Origin of the sequence: Micromonospora sp. NPDC049366, assembly GCF_044466625.1 — a bacterium.
Lineage (GTDB): Bacteria > Actinomycetota > Actinomycetes > Mycobacteriales > Micromonosporaceae > Micromonospora.
Genome location: NZ_JBITMV010000005.1, coordinates 298,456 through 318,663, shown reverse-complemented (window position 1 = coordinate 318,663; position 20,208 = coordinate 298,456). Strand labels below are relative to the sequence as shown.

The 20,208-nt window shown below is 74.5% G+C and carries 19 protein-coding genes; 10 read left to right on the top strand and 9 right to left on the bottom strand.

Annotation, left to right across the window (positions count from 1 at the left end; genetic code table 11):
• Positions 1-182: 182 nt before the first annotated feature.
• Positions 183-869: an IclR family transcriptional regulator gene (locus ACIBTV_RS10675; protein ID WP_036374687.1), complete on the bottom strand. Its 687-nt coding sequence runs from the start codon at positions 867-869 to the stop codon at positions 183-185.
• Between the two features lie 49 nt (positions 870-918).
• Here ACIBTV_RS10675 and leuC point away from each other — a divergent pair, with 49 nt between their 5' ends.
• The 4 genes from leuC to ACIBTV_RS10655 all read left to right on the top strand — a co-directional run bounded on the left by leuC (position 919) and on the right by ACIBTV_RS10655 (position 6,004).
• Complete coding sequence (gene leuC / locus ACIBTV_RS10670) at positions 919-2,364, top strand: 3-isopropylmalate dehydratase large subunit (protein ID WP_396703762.1); 1,446 nt, start codon at positions 919-921, stop codon at positions 2,362-2,364.
• 13 nt (positions 2,365-2,377) lie between these two features.
• The gene (gene leuD / locus ACIBTV_RS10665) at positions 2,378-2,965 is read left to right on the top strand and encodes a 3-isopropylmalate dehydratase small subunit (RefSeq protein ID WP_396703761.1); all 588 of its coding nucleotides are present in this window, start codon (positions 2,378-2,380) and stop codon (positions 2,963-2,965) included.
• Between the two features lie 172 nt (positions 2,966-3,137).
• Complete coding sequence (locus tag ACIBTV_RS10660) at positions 3,138-3,800, top strand: HU family DNA-binding protein (protein ID WP_396703760.1); 663 nt, start codon at positions 3,138-3,140, stop codon at positions 3,798-3,800.
• 257 nt (positions 3,801-4,057) lie between these two features.
• Positions 4,058-6,004, top strand: a complete 1,947-nt coding sequence (locus ACIBTV_RS10655; RefSeq protein ID WP_396703759.1) for an endonuclease/exonuclease/phosphatase family protein — start codon at positions 4,058-4,060, stop codon at positions 6,002-6,004.
• A 55-nt stretch (positions 6,005-6,059) separates the two neighbouring features.
• Here ACIBTV_RS10655 and ACIBTV_RS10650 read toward each other — a convergent pair whose 3' ends face one another.
• From ACIBTV_RS10650 to cofC, 5 genes are all read right to left on the bottom strand, one after another.
• The gene (locus ACIBTV_RS10650) at positions 6,060-6,938 is read right to left on the bottom strand and encodes an NUDIX domain-containing protein (RefSeq protein WP_396703758.1); all 879 of its coding nucleotides are present in this window, start codon (positions 6,936-6,938) and stop codon (positions 6,060-6,062) included.
• Positions 6,926-8,455: a CHAD domain-containing protein gene (locus ACIBTV_RS10645; protein WP_396703757.1), complete on the bottom strand. Its 1,530-nt coding sequence runs from the start codon at positions 8,453-8,455 to the stop codon at positions 6,926-6,928. The genes ACIBTV_RS10650 and ACIBTV_RS10645 overlap by 13 nt, the downstream gene beginning before the upstream one ends.
• A 25-nt stretch (positions 8,456-8,480) precedes the next feature.
• Complete coding sequence (locus tag ACIBTV_RS10640) at positions 8,481-10,814, bottom strand: RNA degradosome polyphosphate kinase (RefSeq protein WP_396703756.1); 2,334 nt, start codon at positions 10,812-10,814, stop codon at positions 8,481-8,483.
• 54 nt (positions 10,815-10,868) lie between these two features.
• Positions 10,869-11,066, bottom strand: a complete 198-nt coding sequence (locus ACIBTV_RS10635) for a cold-shock protein (RefSeq protein WP_396703755.1) — start codon at positions 11,064-11,066, stop codon at positions 10,869-10,871.
• Positions 11,067-11,150: 84 nt separating this feature from the next.
• Positions 11,151-11,768 (bottom strand): 2-phospho-L-lactate guanylyltransferase, encoded by a 618-nt coding sequence (cofC, locus tag ACIBTV_RS10630; RefSeq protein WP_396703754.1) that lies wholly within the window; start codon positions 11,766-11,768, stop codon positions 11,151-11,153.
• Between the two features lie 158 nt (positions 11,769-11,926).
• On the opposite strand from cofC, the gene ACIBTV_RS10625 reads away from it, so the two are divergent.
• The 5 genes from ACIBTV_RS10625 (at position 11,927) to ACIBTV_RS10605 (ending at position 17,022) form a co-directional block, all read left to right on the top strand.
• The gene (locus tag ACIBTV_RS10625) at positions 11,927-12,658 is read left to right on the top strand and encodes a lysophospholipid acyltransferase family protein (protein WP_396703753.1); all 732 of its coding nucleotides are present in this window, start codon (positions 11,927-11,929) and stop codon (positions 12,656-12,658) included.
• A 17-nt stretch (positions 12,659-12,675) separates the two neighbouring features.
• Positions 12,676-13,692: an NAD(P)H-dependent glycerol-3-phosphate dehydrogenase gene (locus ACIBTV_RS10620; RefSeq protein ID WP_396703783.1), complete on the top strand. Its 1,017-nt coding sequence runs from the start codon at positions 12,676-12,678 to the stop codon at positions 13,690-13,692.
• Between the two features lie 7 nt (positions 13,693-13,699).
• A complete protein-coding gene (locus ACIBTV_RS10615; protein WP_396703751.1) occupies positions 13,700-14,812 on the top strand; it encodes a cystathionine gamma-lyase in 1,113 nt (370 codons plus the stop codon).
• A 167-nt stretch (positions 14,813-14,979) separates the two neighbouring features.
• A complete protein-coding gene (locus tag ACIBTV_RS10610; protein ID WP_396703750.1) occupies positions 14,980-15,768 on the top strand; it encodes a putative protein N(5)-glutamine methyltransferase in 789 nt (262 codons plus the stop codon).
• Between the two features lie 204 nt (positions 15,769-15,972).
• Positions 15,973-17,022: an ROK family protein gene (locus tag ACIBTV_RS10605; protein WP_396703749.1), complete on the top strand. Its 1,050-nt coding sequence runs from the start codon at positions 15,973-15,975 to the stop codon at positions 17,020-17,022.
• A 63-nt stretch (positions 17,023-17,085) separates the two neighbouring features.
• On the opposite strand, the gene ACIBTV_RS10600 is transcribed toward ACIBTV_RS10605, so the two are convergent.
• On the bottom strand, positions 17,086-17,286 hold the full coding sequence (locus ACIBTV_RS10600; protein ID WP_396703748.1) for a DUF397 domain-containing protein: 201 nt from the start codon (positions 17,284-17,286) through the stop codon (positions 17,086-17,088).
• Between the two features lie 5 nt (positions 17,287-17,291).
• Positions 17,292-18,137: a helix-turn-helix transcriptional regulator gene (locus ACIBTV_RS10595; protein WP_091591121.1), complete on the bottom strand. Its 846-nt coding sequence runs from the start codon at positions 18,135-18,137 to the stop codon at positions 17,292-17,294.
• 274 nt (positions 18,138-18,411) lie between these two features.
• Here ACIBTV_RS10595 and ACIBTV_RS10590 point away from each other — a divergent pair, with 274 nt between their 5' ends.
• A complete protein-coding gene (locus ACIBTV_RS10590; protein WP_281576221.1) occupies positions 18,412-18,630 on the top strand; it encodes a hypothetical protein in 219 nt (72 codons plus the stop codon).
• 63 nt (positions 18,631-18,693) lie between these two features.
• On the opposite strand, the gene ACIBTV_RS10585 is transcribed toward ACIBTV_RS10590, so the two are convergent.
• Positions 18,694-19,983 (bottom strand): ATP-binding protein, encoded by a 1,290-nt coding sequence (locus tag ACIBTV_RS10585; protein WP_396703747.1) that lies wholly within the window; start codon positions 19,981-19,983, stop codon positions 18,694-18,696.
• Positions 19,984-20,208 lie beyond the last annotated feature (225 nt).

Below are 20,208 nucleotides of genomic sequence, written 5' to 3'. Positions count from 1 at the left end.
CCCGTCGCGCCCCGCGCGTCGGCCTCTGGCCGTTACCCCCCCCCCCCCCGCCCCCCCCCCCCCGCCCGGTTTATATTTATGTTGGCCCCCCCCCCCCGCCGCGGGGGGGGGGGCCCACAACTTCAAGATCACCGCGTTGGTGGCGGGGCCGGGCCGGGGGCCGGGGAGGGGGTGGGGGTTAGTTAGAGGCCGGAGAGCCGTTGGCCGGCTCGGACCACGGCCATCGCGTGGCGTTCGCCGGGGCGCCGGCCGAGGCGCTCGATCGGGCCGGAGATGCTGACCGCGGCGATCACCCGACCGGTGCGGTCGCGGATCGGTGCCGAGACGCTCGCCACACCGGCCTCCCGCTCGGCCACGCTCTGCGCCCAGCCGCGGCGGCGCACCTCGGCGAGGGTGCGGCCGGTGAACTTGGAGCGCGGCAGCAGCGGCATCACCGCCTCCGGCGGCTCCCACGCGAGCAGGATCTGCGCCGCCGAGCCGGCCGTCATCGGCAGCACCGAACCCACCGGGACGGTGTCCCGCAGGCCGCTGGCCCGCTCCGCGGCGGCCACGCAGATCCGCTCGTCCGCGCGGCGCAGGTAGAGCTGCGCGCTCTCGCCGGTGGCGTCGCGCAGCGCGGCGAGCAGCGGCTCCGCGGCGGTCAGCAGCACGTCGGGCGCGGCGTTGGCCAACTCGCCCAGCCGTGGGCCGGGACGCCAACGCCCCTGGGTGTCCCGGACCAGCATCCGGTGGATCTCCAGGGCCTGTGCCAGCCGGTGCGCGGTGGCCCGGGGCAGCTTCGTGCGCTCAACGAGTTCGGCCAGGCTGGCGCCGTCCACGCAGGCGGCCAGGATGACCACCGCCTTGTCGAGAACGCCGACACCGCTCATACTGTGTCCCACAAGCCGAAACTTACCTCCCAGAATTTAGGATGTCCAGATGGTGGGAGTCACTCCCAGGCCGAGAACCCTGGCCGAGAAGGTTTGGGACGCGCACGTCGTACGATCCGCGGTGGGCGAACCGGATCTGCTCTACATCGACCTGCACCTGCTCCACGAGGTGACGAGCCCGCAGGCGTTCGACGGGCTGCGGCTCGCCGGGCGCCCGGTGCGTCGGCCCGACCTGACGATCGCGACCGAGGACCACAACACCCCGACGGGGTACGCCGACCCGGCGTTCCGGCAGCGGCGTGGCGACCTGCTCACCATCGCCGACCCGACCTCGCGTACGCAGATCGAGACGCTCCGGCGCAACTGCGCCGAGTTCGGCCTCCGGCTGCACCCGCTCGGCGACGACAACCAGGGCATCGTGCACGTCATCGGTCCGCAGCTCGGGCTCACCCAGCCCGGCATGACCATCGTCTGCGGCGATTCCCACACCGCCACCCACGGCGCGTTCGGGGCGCTCGCCTTCGGCATCGGCACCAGCGAGGTGGAGCACGTCCTCGCCACCCAGACGCTTCCGCAGAGCCGCCCGAAGACCATGGCGGTCACCGTCACCGGTCGCCTGGGCCCCGGCGTCACCGCCAAGGACCTGGTGCTCGCGCTGATCGCCAAGGTCGGCACCGGCGGCGGGCGCGGGCACGTCGTCGAGTACCGCGGCGAGGCGATCCGGGCCCTGTCCATGGAGGGCCGGATGACCATCGCCAACATGTCCATCGAGTGGGGCGCCAAGGCCGGCATGATCGCGCCGGACGAGACGACCTTCGCGTACCTGAAGGGGCGGCCGAACGCGCCGCAGGGCGCGGACTGGGACGCGGCGGTCGCCTACTGGCGGACGCTGCCCACCGACGAGGGCGCGACGTTCGACGCGGAGGTGACCCTCGACGCGAGCGAGGTCACCCCGTTCGTCACCTGGGGCACGAACCCGGGTCAGGGCGCGCCGCTGAGCGCGGTGGTGCCGGACCCGGAGGAGTTCACCACCGAGTCGGAGCGTGCGGCGGCCCGGCGGGCGCTGGAGTACATGGACCTGCGCCCCGGGGTCGCGCTGCGCGACCTGGCGGTCGACGTGGTCTTCGTCGGCTCCTGCACCAATGGGCGCCTGGAGGACCTGCGGGCCGCTGCCGACGTGCTGCGGGGGCACACGGTCGCGGACGGCGTGCGGATGCTGGTCGTGCCCGGTTCGGCCGCGGTGCGGGAGGCGGCCGAGGCGGAGGGGCTGGACAAGGTCTTCACCGACGCGGGCGCCGAATGGCGGTTCGCCGGCTGCTCGATGTGCCTGGGCATGAACCCGGACACGTTGCAGCCGGGCGAGCGCTCCGCCTCCACGTCCAACCGCAACTTCGAGGGCCGTCAGGGCCGGGGCGGGCGTACCCACCTGGTCTCCCCGCCGGTCGCCGCCGCGACCGCCGTGGTCGGCCGGCTCGCCGCTCCCGCCGACCTGTGAGGGGACACCACTGATGGAGAAGTTCACCACCCACACCGGCACCGCCGTGCCGCTGCGTCGTTCCAATGTGGACACGGATCAGATCATCCCGGCCGTGTACCTCAAGCGGGTGACTCGGACCGGATTCGCCGACGGGCTCTTCAACGCGTGGCGGGAGGATCCGGAATTCGTTCTCAACAACCCCTCACATTCGGGTGCGTCGATTCTCGTCGCCGGGCCGGAGTTCGGCACCGGGTCTTCCCGGGAGCACGCCGTCTGGGCGCTGCGCGACTGGGGGTTCCGGGCCGTGATCTCGCCCCGCTTCGGTGACATCTTCCGCGGCAACTCGCTCAAGGAGGGGCTGCTGCCGGTCGAGTTGGAATTGAAGGCGGTCGAGGAGTTGTGGGATCTGGTCGAGTCCGACCCGACCACCCCGGTGACCGTCGACCTGACCGCCCGGGAGGTTCGAGCCGGTGACGCCACCTGGTCATTCCCGCTCGACGATTTCAGTCGGTGGCGGTTGATGGAGGGCTTGGATGACATTGGACTAACCCTTCGGCACGAGGCCGACATCGCCGCGTACGAGGCGTCCCGACGGGCGTTCCTGCCGTCCGTGTCGTAGCCGAACGCCCGAGCCGCACATCGGATTCGCCCCCACCGGCCCGCCCGGTGGGGGCGAATCCGTTACGACACAAGGGCTTTTTTCCGCCGAATGTTTGTGTCCAGCCAGCACAGGGCATACCGTGCGCGCAGAATGGCTCGCGACGAGTCAGTTGCACAATCGGGAGGAAGTCGTGAACAAGGCCGAGCTCATCGAGGCGCTCGCCGTTCGCCTGGGGGACCGGAAGACGGCGACGGCCGCGCTCGAGGCGGTCCTCACTGAGGTCCAGGCGGCGGTCACCAAGGGCGAGAAGGTGGCGATCACCGGTTTCGGAGCGTTCGAAAAGCGCGTCCGGGGCGCGCGAACAGCCCGGAACCCCCGCACCGGCGAGGCGGTGAAGGTCAAGAAGACATCGGTCCCGACGTTCCGCCCGGGGGCCGGATTCAAGGAGATGGTGGCCAGCGGCAAGGTGCCGAAGGTCGCGGCGGCGGCGAAGAAGACCGTGACGGCGGCCAAGACCACCGGCACCAAGACCACCGGGGCGAAGGCGACCGGAGCCAAGGCGACCGGAGCGAAGGCCACCGGCGCCAAGGCCACCGCCGCCAAGAAGACGGCCGGCACCAAGGCCACGGCGGCGAAGAAGACGTCCACGGCCAAGAAGACCACCGCGGCGACCAAGACCACGGCGGCGAGCAAGGCCACGGCGAGCAAGAAGGCGGCACCGGCGCGGAAGACCGCGGCGGCGGGCCGGACGGCGGCGGCGAAGAAGACGACCGCCTCGGCCAGCAAGAGCACGGCAGCCAAGAAGGCGCCGGCGAAGAAGGCACCGGCCAAGAAGGCGGCGAGCCGCCGCTGACGGGCCGACTCGAAGGGCGTCCACCGCAACGGGTGGGCGCCCTTCGGCGTGCCGGAGCCGTTGCCCGTAGCGGGCGTCGCCCGCCGCACGTGCCGGAAGCCGTTGCCCGCAGCGGCGTCGTCCGCCGAACCTGCCGGGGAGGCGTTGCCCGCAGGGGCTTCCCGGCGCTCCCCGCGAGCTGGAGGCGTTGACCCGCGGCGGTTTCCGCACGGAGAATCGCCGGGCCGGCGCCCCTCCGCCGGCACGAGGAGGGCGCTGTGCGTCACCGTCGAATCGCGGCCGGCGGGCTCGCCCTGGGCGTCGTGCTCCTCACCGACGTGCTGCGCGTGTGGCTGCCGGGCATCATCACCATCTTCGGGCAGGCCGCCTCCACCCCCGCCGAGCTGATGGGTGCCTTCGCCCTCGGCTGGTTCGTCCTCGCCCTGGCCACGCCCGCCCTGATCCGCCGGGTCGGCGCGCGCCGGGTCACCCTCGTCGCGGCCGTGCTGCTGGCCGCACTGCGTCTCGCGCTCACCGCGTCCCCCGGTGGGCGGCCACAGCTCTGGCTGGCCACCGCCGGCCTGCTCGCCGGGCTCGTCTGGCTCGCCGGCACCGCCGCCGGGACCGACCAGCCCGTGCCGGGGCTGGCGCTGGGGCTGGCGCTCGGCGCGGCCGGGCACGCCGTCCTCGACACGTACGACCTGGTCTGGCGCGGCGACGTGCTGGCCTGGCTGGTCAGCGCGGTGCTGGTGCTGCTCTTCCTGGCGGCGCAGGCGGTCCGGCCCGCGCCACCCCGCCTCGGTGGTTCCCGAGCCTGGCTGTTGGCCGGTCCGGCGCTGCTGCTCGCGGGCATGCTCGCGCTGTCCCCGGCGGTGGCCTGCACCGCGAGCTCCTACCTGTGGGGCGAGGACGGCGTCGCCGTGAGCCCGGTGTTCGGCCTGGCACCCGTGCCGCTCGCGGTCGCCGGCTTCCTGCTGACGGCGCTGGCGCCGCTGCCTTTCCGGGTCGGGCGGCTACTCGGCCCGGTGGTCCTGCTCAGCGGCGTCGTGCTGTTCGCCCTCGACCGGGGACGGCTGCTGCTCCCGGCGCTCCTGCTCGCCGCCGTGGGCCTCGGCGTCTGCCTGTCGACGGCCGCTCGCGCGAACGGTGGACCGCGGGCCGGCGGCACCGCCACCGCCGCCCGCGCGAGCGGTGGACGTGGCGGCGCCGGCCCCGCCACGTCCGGCGAGGCGGCGCCGCGCCGGGCGTACGCGGTCACCGGCGGCATGCTCGTCTTCGCGATCGCCGCCGTCGCCTACTACTCGGCGTACGACCTCGGCTATCCCCACTCCTGGGTGCCCGTGGCGGTCGCCGGGCTGGTCGCCGCCGTGGTGGTGACCACGTCTCCCGAGGGGCGACCGGTGCCCGTGCCGCTGCCGGCCGTCCGCACCACCGCCGTCGTCGCCGCGCTGGCCCTGCTCGGCCCGCTGGGTGGGGCCGACGAGGGGCCGCTGGACGACAGCCGGGGCGAGCCACCAGCGGAGCTGACGGTCGTGGCGTACAACATCCGGATGGGCTTCGGCCTGGACGGCCGACTCGACCTGCCCGGCCTGGCGCGCGCGGTGGGACCGCGTCCGCCGGACGTGGTGGTGCTCAGCGAGGTCGACCGGGGCTGGCTGCTCAACGGCGGCCACGACACCCTCGACCTGCTCGCCGACCGGCTCGGCCTGCCGTACGTCTTCGCCCCGGCCGCCGACACGTTGTGGGGCGACGCGGTGCTCACCCGCTGGCCGGTCAGCGCGCCGCGCACCCGGCCGCTGTCGGCGGTGGGCGCGCCGACCGGGGCGCAGGCCCTGGCGGTCACCCTCGACCTCGGCGACGGGCTGCGCGTCGCGGTGGTGAGCACCCACCTGCAACCACCGCCCCGGCATGGCCCGGTGGTGCAGGCGCGCGAGGTCGCCGCGTTCGCCACCGGCTATGCGGCGGGACGTCCACTGGTGGTCGCCGGTGACCTGAACACGCAACCCGGTGACCCGGCGTTCGGGGAGTTCACCCGGGCCGGGCTCGTGGACGCCCTCGTCGCGGCCCGGCCGCTGGCCACCAGCCCGGCCGACGATCCGCGGGAGCAGATCGACCACGTCCTGGTGACCTCGGACCTCGTCGCCACCCGGGCGGTCGCGCCGCGCAGCACCGCCAGCGACCACCTCCCGGTGGCCGTCACCCTCACCCTGCCGAGAGGACGGTGACCGGCGGCGCCTGACCGACGGGAACCCCGGCGTGGTGCGGGCCGACGCGCTCGGCTCAGAGCCGTTCGGTGGCGAGCAGCCCGTCCGCGGTGAAGGCCAGCAGCCAGCCGCCGCCCTTCGGGGTGGTGAAGTCCTCGCCCACGCGCCCGCTGAGCTGCTCCAGGGCGCCCGGAATCACCTTTCCCTGGCTGCACACCGCCACCTGGCCGTCCGTGCCGCCCAGCTCCAGCAGGCGGGCGGCGAGGGCCAGCGCGCGTTCGTCGCGCTGCTGGCCGGGGCCGGGCTCGTCCAGGTCACCGCAGACCTCGATCGGCAGGTCGAGCCGGGTGGCCGTCGGGTCGAGGGTCTGCACGCACCGGCGCGGGGACGCGGAGAGCAGACGATCCGGCCGGAGCAGCACGAGCAGGTCGGCGAGCGCCGCCGCCTGGGCCCGGCCCTCGTCGTCGAGCGGTCGCGCGGTGTCCGGCCCGGACCAGGTGCCCCGCTTGCCGGCGTGCGCGTGCCGGACCAGCGCGACCGTGCCGGTCACCGGCGGCAGCGCGGCGAACGCGGCCAGCACCTCGGCGTCGTGCGGATAGCTGACCAGCCGGATCGCGTCGTCGACGGCGAGCCAGCGCACCTCGTCCACCTCGGTGCCGGGCTGGAAACCGCCCGTCGCGACGGCCCGCATCGACCAGTAGTCGACCACCTTCGGTCGGCCCTCGCTGCGGTAGCGGGCGGACGGCAGCCGCACCTGCGGGACGGCGCGCACGTCGGTCTCCTCGGCCATCTCGCGGACGGCCGCCGCCAACGGAACCTCGGCGGGCTCCAGCTTGCCCTTGGGCAGCGACCAGTCGCCGTAGCGGGGGCGGTGCACCAGGCAGACCTCCACCCCGTCCGGCGTGGGCCGCCAGGCCACCCCGCCGGCCGCGCGGATCTCGGTCACCGCAGCCACCGGGTGCGCTTCGGCCGGCTGGCGCGGTGCCAGGCCGCCGGGAACTCGACGCGGACACGGCGGACCGAGGCCCGCTCCCGTTCGGCGAGCCGGCCGGCAGTGACCGCCAACTCGTGGTCGGTGGGATGCTCGGCCGCCAGGGCCAGCCAGGTGTGCGCGGCCACCGCGGCGTCCTGGTGCTCGCCGAGCAGCTTCTGCACGCGGTTCAGCGCGGTGCCGAGCCGCCGGGCGCGCCGACCGAGCACCGGGGTCGCCGCGTCTACCGCGTAGCGGGCCTGCTTGCCCTGCTTGCGTACTGCGTGCCACCGCTCGTCCGGGTCGGTCGGGCCGAGCGTCGTCACCTCGCCCGGTCGCTTCCCGCCACCCGCGAGCCGACGCCACGGCTTCGCCACCAGCCGGGGCAGCACCCGCTCGGCCGGCTCCGTCGCCCGTGACCGCAGCCGGGGCGCCCGGGCGGCCAGCACCAGGGCGTCCACCAGGGCCAGATAGCGGGGCGAGCGCAGCGCCTCGTCGACCGCCGTGAGCGCCCGCCCCTGCCGCTCGGCGAGCGCGGCGTCCAGCCGGTCCACGGCGGCCGGGTCGAGCGGGCTGGTCGGGTCGGCGGTGGCGGTGCGACGCAGGCGGTCCCGCAGCACCTCGGCGTCCCGGGCGGCGCCGAGCACCTCGCCGAGCCACCGCAACTCGTCGCGCAGCGGTCGGGCCCAGGCGGGTCGCAGCAGCGGCGCGAACGTCCGCAGGTCGCTGCGGAGCCGCCGACAGCCCACCCGCATCCGGTGGACCGGGGTGTCGTCGGGCATCGGCGTGCGCAGCCGGACCATCGGGTCGTGCTCCACCAGCCGGCGTACGCCCTGCCGGACGGCCTCGGTGACCACGTCGCCGGCGGTCGGGTCGCCGGGCAGACCGGCGGGTGGGACGAGGTCCGGTTCGCCCTCCGCGGCCGGACCGAGCGCGCGGACGTGCTTCGGCACGAACGAGCCGCCGTGCGCGCCCGCGTCGCGCAGCACCGCGCCGATCCGGTCCAGCAGGCCCCGGCCGCCGGCCTTGCGCTCCACCTCCAGCTCCCGGAACCCCCCGGAGGGGGAGCCGTCGCCGGCGAGCGTCGTCACCCGGTCGTCGACCACCTCGGCGAGCACGTCGCCGTCCGCGCCGACCACGTCGTACGCGTGCCGTTCGGTGCGCACCACCGTGGCCGGCGCGAGCGCGGCGCCCCGGGAGTGGACGGTGACCAGCGCGACCAGCTCGGCCGGCGGGTCACCGGCCGGGCCCGGGCGGGAGATCTCCTGCCGGACACCGGGCAGGTCGGTCGGCAGCTTCACCGTCCACGGCAGCTCGTCGCCCTCCCGGCGGCGCAGGGAGACCCCGGCGCGGGCGAGCCGCAGGTCGACCGTGTCGAAGTAGGTGGCGACCAGCGTCACCGGTGGCCGGGCCCGCACCTCACCGCCGGAGGGCGCGGCGACGGACAGGTCGGGCAGCACGAAGGTGTCGTCCACCTCGTACTTCCGCTCCTCCTCCACCATTGCCTCAGCCTATGCCCCGCGCGGGTCAGCCGGCGGTGCCACCGACGCGGCGCAGCAGCAGCTCCTGAAGGTGCCCGAGCGGCTCCTCCGGGCTGCCCGTGTCCCGGCTCCAGGTGCCGTCGGCGTTCAACTCGAACGCCTCCACCTCCGGGCTCATGGCGGCGGTGAGGACCTGGTCCAGTTCGGCGCGGGCGACCGGGTCGGTGACCTGCACCAGCGCCTCCACCCGCCGGTCCAGGTTGCGGTGCATCAGATCCGCCGACCCGATCCAGAACTCGGCGTCGCCGTTGTTGCCGAACCGGAAGACCCGCGAGTGCTCCAGGAACCGGCCGAGGATCGAGCGGACTCGGATGTTCTCCGACAGCCCCGGCACCCCGGGCCGCAGCGTGCACATGCCCCGGATCAGCAGGTCGACGTGGACCCCGGCCCGGGAGGCCCGGTAGAGCGCGTCCGTGAGCTCCTCGTCGACCAGCGCGTTCACCTTGACCTGCACCAGACCCGGCATGCCCAGCCGGACGTGGGAGATCTCTCGTTCGATGCGCTCGATGAGCCCGCTGCGGATGCCCTGCGGGGCGACCAGCAGCCGCCGGTACGCGGTCTGCCGGCTGTAGCCGGTCAGCACGTTGAACAGGTCCGTCAGGTCGGCGCCGATCTCCGGGTCGGCGGTGAGCATTCCGAAGTCCTCGTAGAGGCGGGCGGTCTTCGGGTGGTAGTTGCCCGTGCCGATGTGGCAGTAGCGGCGGATCTGGTTGCCTTCCTGGCGCACCACCAGAGCCGTCTTGCAGTGCGTCTTCAGCCCGACCAGGCCGTAGACCACGTGGCAGCCGGCGCGTTCCAGCGTCCGGGCCCAGCCGATGTTGGCGACCTCGTCGAAGCGCGCCTTCACCTCGACCAGCACCACCACCTGCTTGCCGGCGGCCGCGGCGTCGACCAGGGCGTCGACGATCGGGGAGTCGCCGCTGGTGCGGTAGAGGGTCTGCTTGATGGCCAGCACATTCGGGTCGGCCGCGGCCTGCTCGATGAAGCGCTGCACGCTCGTCGCGAACGAGTGGTAGGGGTGGTGCACCAGGATGTCCCCGTCGCGCAGGGTGGCGAAGACGCTGCGCGGCACCTCACCCTCGGCGAGCCGTGGGTGGGTGGCGGGGACGAACGGCTTGTCCTTCAGGTCGGGCCGGTCGGCCTCGCCGTAGAGCTGCCACAGCGCCGACAGGTCGAGCAGGCCGGGCACCCGCAGCACGTCCTGGTCGTCCATGTCCAGCTCACGGACCAGCAGCTCCAGCATGTGGTCGCTGATCGAGGCGGCGACCTCCAGCCGCACCGGCGGACCGAACCGGCGGCGGGCCAGCTCCCGCTCCAGGGCCTGGAGCAGATCCTCGTCCCGGTCCTCGTCGACCTCCACCTCGGCGTTGCGCGTCACCCGGAACAGGTGGCACTCGACCACCTGCATGCCGGAGAAGAGCTGCCCCAGGTGCACCGAGATCAGGTCCTCCACCGGCAGCATCCGGACGCCCGGCTGGTCCCGGGCCACCCGCACGAAGCGCGGCACGTTGTTCGGCACCTTCACCCGGGCGAACAGCTCCGACCCGCCGTCCGGGTCGCGCACGGCCACGGCCAGGTTGAGCGACCGCCCCGAGATGTACGGGAAGGGGTGCGCCGGGTCGACCGCGAGCGGCGTCAGCACCGGGAAGATCTGCTCCCGGAAGTAGGTGCGCAGCCGCTCCCGCTCGGCGTCGTCCAGGTCGCTCCAGCGCAGGATGCGGATGTCCTCCGCGGCGAGCCTCGGCAGCACGTCGTCGACGAAGCACGCCGCGTGCCGGGCGACCAGCTCGGCGCTCTTCTCGGCGATCTGCGCCAACTGCGTACGCAGCGGCATCCGGTCGCCGCCGCGTACCGGCAGACCGGCCTGCAGGCGGCGCTTCAGGCCGGCCACCCGCACCATGTAGAACTCGTCGAGGTTGCTGGCGAAGATGGCCAGGAACTTCGCGCGTTCCAGCAGCGGTGTCCGGGGATCCTCGGCGAGCGCCAGCACCCGTGCGTTGAAGTCGAGCCAGGAGAGTTCCCGGTTGAGGAACCGGTCCTCGGGCAGCGGCTCGAGGGCGGGCGGCGCCTCCGGGTCCAGCACCTCCTCCAGGCCGGAGGAGGCGGCCGGCGCGTCGGTGAGGGGCACGTCGGCACGGGCAGCCCGGGAGGACTCGGCCTGACCGGCGTCGGCGGGGCGGAACCGGGCGTCCGGAACATCCGGGGAGCCCGGTGTGTCGGCAGGGCGGAACCGCCCGTCGGCGCCGCGCGTGCGGGTGCCGTTGCGGGCCGCGGAGCGCTCGGTCGCGGGCGGGGCGGGATCTTCGCGAGGGGTGCTCACCTGCCCATGATTCCCCGATTCCGGTGAACGCAAAATGAACTTGACGGCGACGTGTCAGCTCATCGTCGGCAACGTCACCCGTACGACCTCGCCGGCCGCGTCGGTCTCCACCCGGACCCGCTGGCCGAGGCGGAGCAGCCGCAGACCGGAGGCGTCGAACGCGCGGGCCGGGAACGCCAGCTCGGTGCCGTCGTCGAGGAGCAGCAGCCCGCTGCGCGTCGCCGCGTCGTAGGTGGCCACCGTGCCCTGCATGCCAGCACCGTACACCGGTCAGCCCGGCGTGCCGGCCGGGCTGCGCTGTGGTCAGCCCGGCGTGCCGGCCGGGCTGCGCTGTGGTCAGCCCGGCGTGCCGGCCGGGCTGACCTTCGGGCCGGCGAGCGCGGCGGTGCGGGGACCGAGCCCGAGGGCGGTGGCGGCGGCGAGGTCGGCCGCCGTGTCCACGTCACGGCGCAGGCTCGGCCAGTCACCGGTCAGCGGCAGCGCCCCGCTCGCCTCGTGCGCGGCCGCCGAGCCGACGCCGAACCGGGGGTCCAACGGCACTCCCGGCGGCGCGGCGAGCAGCACGGTTCCGTCGCCGGGGGCGTCGGCCACGAACCGGCGTACGGCCGGACCGTCCTGCGCCGTCCGCAGCGCGGCGGCCAGGTCGTCGGGGCGCAGCGCGGGCAGGTCGGCGGTGAGAGCGGCGACCCAGCCGCCGCCACGGGCGGCGGACGCCCCGTGGCGCAGGGCCGCGTTGAGGCCGCGGTCCGGCGGGTCCGGCAGCACCCGCGCGCCGGCCGCCCGGGCCGTCGTGCCGACGCGGGCGTCGTCCGTGACGACCACCACCTCGGCGACCGCCGGGCAGGCCAGCACCGCGCGGACCGTGTCGGCCGCCAGGGCGAGCGCCAACTCCTCGTGGCGTACGCGCGGCAGCGCCCCACGCAGGCGACTCTTCGCCGCTGTCAGGGGCTTCATCGGGACCACCACGGTCCACCTCGGCTGACTCACACCGCAATCCTGCCAGCCGGACGGACGTACCCTCACTGGCCCGCACCACGGGGGAGCAGGCATGATTTCGGCTGCGGGTGGCACCGGCGGTCCGGTGCGGGGGCCCGGGGGCACGAGGAGGCGCGGTGGCACGGCGGAGGCTGGGATTCTGGGCACGGTTCGCCGTGACGCTGGTGAAGCCGCTGATGATCGTGTGGACCCGCCGGACGTGGCGGGGCATGGAGCACCTCCGTCGGGACGGCGGCATCATCATCGTGCCGAACCACCTGTCGCACGCCGACCCGCTGGTCTCCGCGCACTTCATCTACGACTCCGGCCGCTGGCCGCAGTACCTGGCCAAGGCGAGTGTCTTCCGGGTGCCGGTGGTCGGCTGGATCCTGCATCGCTGCCGGCAGATCCCGGTGGAGCGGGGCACGGTGGACGCCGCCCGCTCGCTGGACAAGCTGGTCGGCGCGCTCAACGACGGCGGCGCCGTGGTGATCTACCCGGAGGGCACGACGACCCGGGAGCCCGAGCTGTGGCCGATGAAGGGCAAGACCGGTGCGGCGCGGCTCGCGCTCGCCACCGGCGCCCCGGTCATCCCGGTCGCCATGTGGGGACCGGAGAAGATCTTCGACCCGCGGACCGCCCGGATCAGCCTGCGGCCCCGCATCCCGGTGACCGTCGTGGCCGGTCCGCCGATCGACCTGAGCCGGTGGGCCGGCGCGGCACCGACCCGGACCACGCTGGAGGAGATGACCGAGACGATCATGCTCCGGTTGCGGGACATGGTCGGCGAGATCCGGGGCGGCACCCCACCGCCCCTGTGGGAGCGGCCCGGCCGCGCACGGCGTCAGCAGCAGGACGAATCGGCGTGAGCGAACGGAGCAGCGGCGTGAACGAGTGGCGTGGGCACGTCGCGGTGCTGGGCGCGGGCTCCTGGGGCACCGCGTTCGCCAAGATCCTCGCCGACGCCGGCCGGGACGTGACCATCTGGGCGCGTCGGCAGCGCGTCGCCGACACCCTGCTCGCCGAGCGACGCAACCCGGAGTACCTGCCGCGGCTGGTCCTGCCGGGCCGGGTGACCGCGACCGCGGACGCCGCCGAGGCGATCACCGGCGCCGAGCTGGTGGTGCTCGCGGTGCCGTCGCAGACCCTGCGCGCCAACCTCGCCGGGTGGGCCGGGCACCTGCACCCCGACGCCACGCTGGTCTCGCTGATGAAGGGCATCGAGCTGGGCACCACCCGGCGGATGAGCGAGGTCATCGTGGAGACCGCCGGGGTGGCGGCCGACCGGGTGGTCGTCGTCTCCGGCCCGAACCTGGCCCCGGAGATCGCCGCCGAACAGCCCGCCGCGACCGTCGTCGCCGGCACGGACAGCCGGCGGACCGCCCTCGTGCAGTCGTCGATCCGCACCCCGTACTTCCGGCCGTACACCAACGACGACGTGGTCGGTTGCGAGCTGGGCGGCGCGGTCAAGAACGTGATCGCCCTGGCGTACGGCATCGCCACCGCCATGGGCTTCGGCGACAACACCCGCGCCATGCTCATGACGCGTGGCCTGGCCGAGACCGCCCGCCTGGGCGTGGCGCTCGGCGCCGACCCGATCACCTTCGCCGGCCTGGCCGGGATGGGTGACCTGGTGGCGTCCTGCTCGTCGCCGCTGGCCCGGAACCGCACCTTCGGCGAGCACCTCGGCCGGGGTGAGACCCTGGAGCAGGCGCAGACCGCCACCCGTCAGACCGCCGAGGGCGTCAAGAGCTGCCTGGCCATCCGTGACCTGGCCCGCACCCACGGCGTGGAGATGCCCATCACCGAGCAGGTCGAGCGGATCTGCCACGAGGGCATGGACCCGCGTCTCGCCGTCGACGCGCTGATGAGCCGTACCGCGAAGCCCGAGTCGTACGAGTGAGGACCCGATGAACGATCTGGGGGACGGCACGCGCTGCGTGCACGCCGGCCTGCCCGAGCCCGCGCCCGGACAGCCGTTCCTGCCCGGCCCGGTGTTCGCCGCGCCGTACCACCTGGACCCGTGGGCGGGCCCGGCGGCGAGCCCGAACGGGTACGGCCGCCCGGACAACCCGACCCGGCGGTTGCTGGAGGCCGCGATCGGTGAGCTGGAGGGCGGCGACTGCCGGGTCTTCGCCAGCGGGCAGGCGGCGATCACCGGGCTGCTGCTGACCGTGCTCCGGCCCGGCGACGCGGTGGTGCTGCCCACCGACGGCTACTTCCCGGTCCGGGCGTTCGCCACCGACGTGCTGGCGGCCCTCGGTGTGCGGGTGCTCTTCGCGCCCACGGTCGGGCCGTACCCGTCGTTCGAGGGCGTGCGGCTGGTGTTGGTGGAGACCCCGGCCAACCCTGGCCTGGACGTGGTCGACGTGGCCGCGCTCGCCGACCGGGCGCACGCCGCCGGTGCCCTGCTGGCGGTGGACAACACCACCGCCACGCCGCTCGGTCAGCGCCCGCTGGACCTGGGCGCGGACCTCGTCGTCGCCTCCGGCACCAAGGCGCTCACCGGCCACTCCGACCTGCTGCTCGGATACCTGGCCAGCCGGTCGACGGAGCTGGTCGAGGCGGTGACCACCTGGCGTACGACGACCGGGTCCGTCCCGGGCGCCTTCGACGCCTGGCTGGCCCACCGGTCGCTGGCCACCCTGGACCTGCGGCTGGCCCGGCAGAGCGCCAACGCCGAGGCGGTCGCGGCGCTGCTCGCCGACCGTGCGGACGTGACCGGCCTGCGGTGGCCGGGGCGGCCCGAGGACCCGGCCTACCCGGTCGCGTCGACCCAGATGCGCCGAATGCCGGGGGTGCTCTCCTTCGACCTCGGCGACGCCGACCGGGTGAGCCGGTTCGTGGCGGCGTCGCGGCTGGTCGTGGCGGCCACCTCGTTCGGCGGCCTGCACACCACGGCGGACCGGCGGGCCCAGTGGGGTGACGACACCGCGCCGGGTTTCGTCCGGCTCTCCTGCGGGGTCGAGGACACGGCGGACCTGGTCGCCGACATCACGTCCGCGCTCGACGCCGCCCGGTGAGCTGAGCGACGGCGCGGCGGGTTATGGTTCCGGTGGCCCGTCACGGGGCCCCGACCCGAGGAGGTGAGTCCGATCCACCAGACAGCAGGACCGGCGCTCCCTCCCGCGTCACCGCCGCGCCGATAGCGGCGGTCGGGAGCGCCAACGAGCGCACCCGGAGGCTTGCCATGACCGTTCCGTTCACCCCCGACCGTCCCGACCTCGTGCGCCGGCTGCGCGCCGCCGGCTGCGTCTACGCCGAGGACGAGGCCGATCTGCTCCTCGACGCCGCCGACTCCGCGGCCGCGCTGAGCGACCTGGTCGACCGCCGCGTCGCCGGCACACCTCTGGAACACCTGCTCGGCTGGGCCGAGTTCTGCGGCCTGCGGGTGGCCGTCGACCCCGGCGTGTTCGTGCCCCGGGGACGGACCGCCCTGCTCGTCGACGCGGCCGTCGCGCTCGCCGGCCCGGCGCCGGCCGTCGTGGACCTGTGTTGCGGCTCCGGTGCCGCCGCGCTCGTCCTCGCGCACCGGCTCGCCCCCCGCTGGCTGGCCGCCGTCGACATCGACCCGGCGGCGGTCACCTGCGCCCGTCGCAACCTGGCCGGACTGGAGGTGCCGGTGTTCCAGGGCGACCTCTTCGCGCCGCTGCCGACCCGGTGGCGGGGACGGCTGGACCTGGTGATCGCCAACGCCCCGTACGTGCCGAGCGCCGCGGTGCCGCTGCTTCCCGCCGAGGCCCGGCACCACGAGGCGCCGGTGGCGCTCGACGGCGGCCCGGACGGGCTGGCGGTGCTGCGCCGGGTGATCGCCGACGCGGCGCACTGGCTCGCCCCCGGTGGACACCTCGTCGTGGAGGCCGCCGAGCGGCAGACCGACGCCCTCTGCGCGGAGCTGGTCGCGGCGGGCCTGCTGCCGACCGTCCGCCACGACGACGACCTGGACGCCACCGCCGTCACCGCCCGCCGCCCCACCTGACCGGCCGCCGGCGGCCCTCACGGATCTTGGTAGGAAAGTGCCCCCGGAGGGGCCGTCTCCTACCAAGATCTCGTACGGCCTGTTCTGCTCCCCCGAGGTTCCGGCGGTGGCAGGGGGCGGGGCAGGGGCACTAGCCTCGCATCACGGTTCGCCGGTCCGCCGCGACGTGCGGGCGGCACGGCGTCGCGACGGACGGAGGCTTTCGTGGGCAGCGCAGGGGTGCCGGTGGTCGTCGGTCTGGACAACGGCGGCACCAGCAACAACGCCACCGTCCTCACACTGGACGGCCAGTTCCTGGTGGACGGGCTGGTGGAGATACCGAGCGAGGTGCAGGCCGGCCCGGAGGCGGCGATCGAGGCGCTGGCCCGCGCCCTGGACGGCGTGCTGGCCCACACCGGGGTGCCGCGCGAGGTGGTCCGGGCGGTCGGATTGGACACGCCGGGGCCGGCCAGCGCCACCGGCGTCATCTCCTCGCGCGGCTCGACCAACTTCTCCCAGCCGGCCTGGCGCGGCTTCGACGTGCGGGGTGCGCTGGAACGGCGGCTCGGCCTGCCGGTGACCTACCACAACGACGGCAACGCGGCGGCGCTCTACGCCCACCACGTGCACTTCGGGGCGGAAGCCATGGCCCGGTCGTCGGTCTCCGCGATCGTCGGCACCGGGCTCGGCGGTGGCGTGGTCGAGGCCGGCCGGGTCGTCGCCGGGGCCGCCGGGATGGCGGGGGAGCTGGGGCACGTACACCTGCCGCTGGACGGGCTGCTGGCGGCGGAACAGCCGGTCCCGACCTGTGCCTGCGGCTTCGCCGGCGACGCGGAGAGCATCGCCTCGCTGACCGCGATCGAGCGCAACCTGTTGCCGTACTGGCTGACCCGGTATCCCGGGCACCCACTCGCGACGGAGCCACCGGCGCGGGCGGCGAAGCTGGTGCGGGGCTACGGCGAGCGGGGCGACGCGCTGGCGCGGGCCATCTTCACCCAGCAGGCGATGGCGCTCGGCCGGCTCTTCACGATCGCGGCCAACTTCACCGACCCGCACGCGTACTTCGTCGGCGGGGGCGTGGTGGAGGCGGCGCCGGAGTTCCGCGACTGGTTCCTGGCCACCGTGCGGGAGCACACCGTGTTGCGGGAGGAGCAGGCCGCCGTGGCGACCTTCGCGCTGGTGCCGGACCGGGACATGGCCGGTGCGCGGGGCGCGGCCATCGCGGCGCTGGAGGCGCTGCGCAGCGGGCCGGCGCCGCAACCGCTGGTGGCCTGAGCTCGTCCGTCGGTCGTGCTCGGGTCCGGCCACCGCCCACCGGGGGCCGGACCCGAGGCGGGGTCAGCGCCGCGGCGGGGCCTGGGCGAAAGCCGTCCAGGCGGCCGGCGGGAAGAGCAGGGCCGGCCCGGCGGGGTCCTTCGAGTCGCGCACGGCGACCAGCCGGGAGATCGTCGCCACCTCCACGCAGGCGCCCTCGTCGCCGCTGTGGCTGCTCTTGCGCCAGCCGGCCGCTGCCAGCGCCGCGCTGATCGTCGGTGTCATCGGTCCTACCGTCCCTTCAGAAGTGTGACGAGCTGGTCGCGGCTGTCGGCCGGACTCAGCGCGACCGTCCGCAGGTGCTCCATGATCTTGGTGCAGGTGCGCAGGTCACCGGGGCGGTCGAGGATCATCTGACCGGCGACCGTCTCCACCGAGGCGATGATCGGGTCCTCCGGGTCGGCGAACTCCAGGATGTGCAGGGAGCCACGGGTGCCGCGGTGGTAGCCGGCGGCCAGCGGGATCACCTGGACGGTGATGTTGGGCAGCTCGGCCATCTTCACCAGGTGCCGCAGCTGGCCCTCCATCACCGACCGGTCGCCCACCGGCCGCAGCAGCGCGCCCTCGTCGATGATGGCGTCGAAGATGGGTGGCTCCTCGGCGGTGAGCCGCTGCTGGCGGTCGAGCCGGAACCTCACCCGCTGCTCCACCTGCTCGTCGCTGAGGGTGTGTGGGCCGCCGCGCATCACGCCCCGGATGTAGTCGGCGGTCTGCAGCAGGCCCGGCACCACGGACGGCTCGAAGTTGGCGATCCCGGTCGCCTCGGACTCGAACGCGATGAAGTCGATGGTGCGCCGGTCCAGCAGGTACGAGTACGAGACCCACCAGCCCGGCCGGCGCGCGTCCTTGGCCAGCTCGACGGCCGCCGCGACGTCCTCGGACGGAACGCCGTAGAGGGTGAGCAGCGCGCGGACGGTGGCCGGGCTGATCAGTGTCTGGGCGTTCTCGTAGCGGGAGAGGGTGCTGCGGGTGCTGTTGATCTCGTCCGCCGCCGCCTCCAGGGTGAGGCCGGCGGCCTCCCGGTGGGTGCGCAGGGCGATGCCGAGTCGGCGGGCTCGGGCGGTCTTGGGGGCCATGCATCGATGGTTGCACACATCTGGGAACGAGTACATGAGAGAACGTCGATGAGAGTTGCATTCACGGCTGTAAAGCTGTCAATCTGTTGTCGCGTCCTCACTGCCGGTTGTCGTGGCGACGGCGGCGGTGAGCGACCGGAGGGGATGGGGCGCGCGGCGATCGGGTTTCTCCCCCGTACCCGATCGCCGCGTGCCACGCCGTCCCGGCCCGTCCGAAGGGAGTCAGCGTGCGTACCGGTCCGCAAGTCTGCGCCGACCACCCCCGGGAGCGGCGATGACCCGGTTCCTGGTGGTGCTGACCGACGTGCGCCCCTTCGAGGGCCCCGGCCGCAACGAGCGGACCAGCCCGGAGCGGCGTCGCCAGGTGGTCGGGGCCAGCAGCCGGGAGGCTGCCGACCGGATCGCCGGGGCGTTCATGGCGTTGGGCATGGTGCGGGCCGGCCGCCAGCGGGTGAAGGTGATCGCGGTCGGCCGGCGGCACGCCCGCGACTGACGCCGCCGGGGCGGAGGCCGGGGCCCGACCGGTCCGCCCCGGCGGACCCCGCCACCCGCGCGGTCAGATCAGCTTGCGCTTCTTGAGGTACGCCACCAGGTCGTCGTAGACGCCGCCCTCGTTGGCGAACATCGCCACGTTGCGGGCGGTCGCCATCCAGGGCCGGGTCGACGGTCGGACCTCCTTCAGGGCCCGCTCGACGTCCCGCTGCTCGATCATCCGCACCTCGCCCGTGCGGACCGAGTCGGCCATCGCGTACTCGGCGGCCGTCTCGCAGAGATGGGCCAGGTCGGCGCCGGAGAAGTCCTCGGTGGCGGCGACCACCTTGCGCAGGTCGATGCCGGCGATCGGTCGCTCCCGCAGGTGGTATTCGAGGATGGCCGCGCGGGCCTCGGCGTCCGGCGGGAGCACCAGCACCACCCGGTCGAGGCGGCCGGGCCGGCGCAGCGCGGGGTCGACGTCCCAGGGCGTGTTGGTGGCGGCCAGCACGAAGACGCCCTCGTTGCTGCCCTCCATCCCGTCCAGCTCGGCGAGCAGCTGGTTGCCCAGCGTCCGCATCGAGCTGGAGCTGACCTGGGAACGCTTGTGCCCCAGCGCGTCGACCTCGTCGAGGAAGAGCACGCAGGGCGCGTTGCGGCGGGCCGCCTCGAAAAGCTCGTGGAGGTTGCGCTCGGAGTTGCCCATCCACATGTCCAGCACGTCCACGATGGACAGGGAGACGAACTTGGCGCCCATCTCGCCGGCCACCGCCCGGGCCAGGAAGGTCTTGCCGCAGCCGGGCGGCCCGTAGAGCATCAGCCCGCCGCGCAGGCTCTTGCCGTACATCCTGCGCAGCTCGGGGTTGCGCAGCGGGCCGAGGAAGGCCAGCTCCAGGCGCTCCTTGACGGCCGACATGCCGCCCACGTCGGCCAGCCGGATGCTGGAGGTCTCCACGTCGTACACCCGGTCGCCGTCGCCGGTCACCGGCTCCGGCTCGTCGCCCGCCCGGGCGAAGCGCGGTGGCACCACGTCGGCCAGCTCCTGCTCGTACGCCGCGAGCGGATCGTCGGTCGGCCCGGCCGGCGCGGGGCGCTGCGCGGGCGGCTGCGGCGCCGCCGCAGCGGGACCGGCGGCCGGCACCGCCGGGGGCGCGGGCGCCGGCGGCGGTACGGCGGCGCCGAGCGCCCGCTGCATCAGGGCCTGCGCCGCGTCGCTGCCCGGGTCGCGGGCCAGCGCCTGACCGATCTGCGCGATCGCCTCGCCGCCCCGGCCGGCGTCCAGCAGCAGGGCGGCGAGGTGCAGGCGCAGCGGCAGGTCGTCGGGGCGGGCGTCGACCGCGGACGACAGGGAGTCGATGAGGGCGTCGGAGCTCACAGCCGAGCAGCGTAGTGGGGGAGGGGTCGGCGCGGTGGCCGGCAGCGCCCCGGCGACCCCACCGTCCGTCGGCGGAGTTCGATGGGCGGTTACGCACCGTTATCACCCGTTGACCGAATGCGTGTGGTCCCGCCTCTCGCCGGGTATCACCCTCGGCCCATGGCCACGCACAGTAAGGTCAACCGGGTGGGCGAGCAGCCCACGTCCACGACCGGAGAGGTGACC

Bases quoted from the DNA above. Each gene is read 5' to 3' on its own strand.
- ACIBTV_RS10675 (WP_036374687.1), bottom strand. From the start codon at position 869: ATGAGCGGTGTCGGCGTTCTCGACAAGGCGGTGGTCATCCTGGCCGCC.
- leuC (WP_396703762.1), top strand. From the start codon at position 919: ATGGTGGGAGTCACTCCCAGGCCGAGAACCCTGGCCGAGAAGGTTTGG.
- leuD (WP_396703761.1), top strand. From the start codon at position 2,378: ATGGAGAAGTTCACCACCCACACCGGCACCGCCGTGCCGCTGCGTCGT.
- ACIBTV_RS10645 (WP_396703757.1), bottom strand. From the start codon at position 8,455: ATGGTGGAGGAGGAGCGGAAGTACGAGGTGGACGACACCTTCGTGCTG.
- ACIBTV_RS10635 (WP_396703755.1), bottom strand. From the start codon at position 11,066: ATGCAGGGCACGGTGGCCACCTACGACGCGGCGACGCGCAGCGGGCTG.
- cofC (WP_396703754.1), bottom strand. From the start codon at position 11,768: ATGAAGCCCCTGACAGCGGCGAAGAGTCGCCTGCGTGGGGCGCTGCCG.
- ACIBTV_RS10615 (WP_396703751.1), top strand. From the start codon at position 13,700: ATGAACGATCTGGGGGACGGCACGCGCTGCGTGCACGCCGGCCTGCCC.
- ACIBTV_RS10610 (WP_396703750.1), top strand. From the start codon at position 14,980: ATGACCGTTCCGTTCACCCCCGACCGTCCCGACCTCGTGCGCCGGCTG.
- ACIBTV_RS10600 (WP_396703748.1), bottom strand. From the start codon at position 17,286: ATGACACCGACGATCAGCGCGGCGCTGGCAGCGGCCGGCTGGCGCAAG.
- ACIBTV_RS10595 (WP_091591121.1), bottom strand. From the start codon at position 18,137: ATGGCCCCCAAGACCGCCCGAGCCCGCCGACTCGGCATCGCCCTGCGC.
- ACIBTV_RS10590 (WP_281576221.1), top strand. From the start codon at position 18,412: ATGACCCGGTTCCTGGTGGTGCTGACCGACGTGCGCCCCTTCGAGGGC.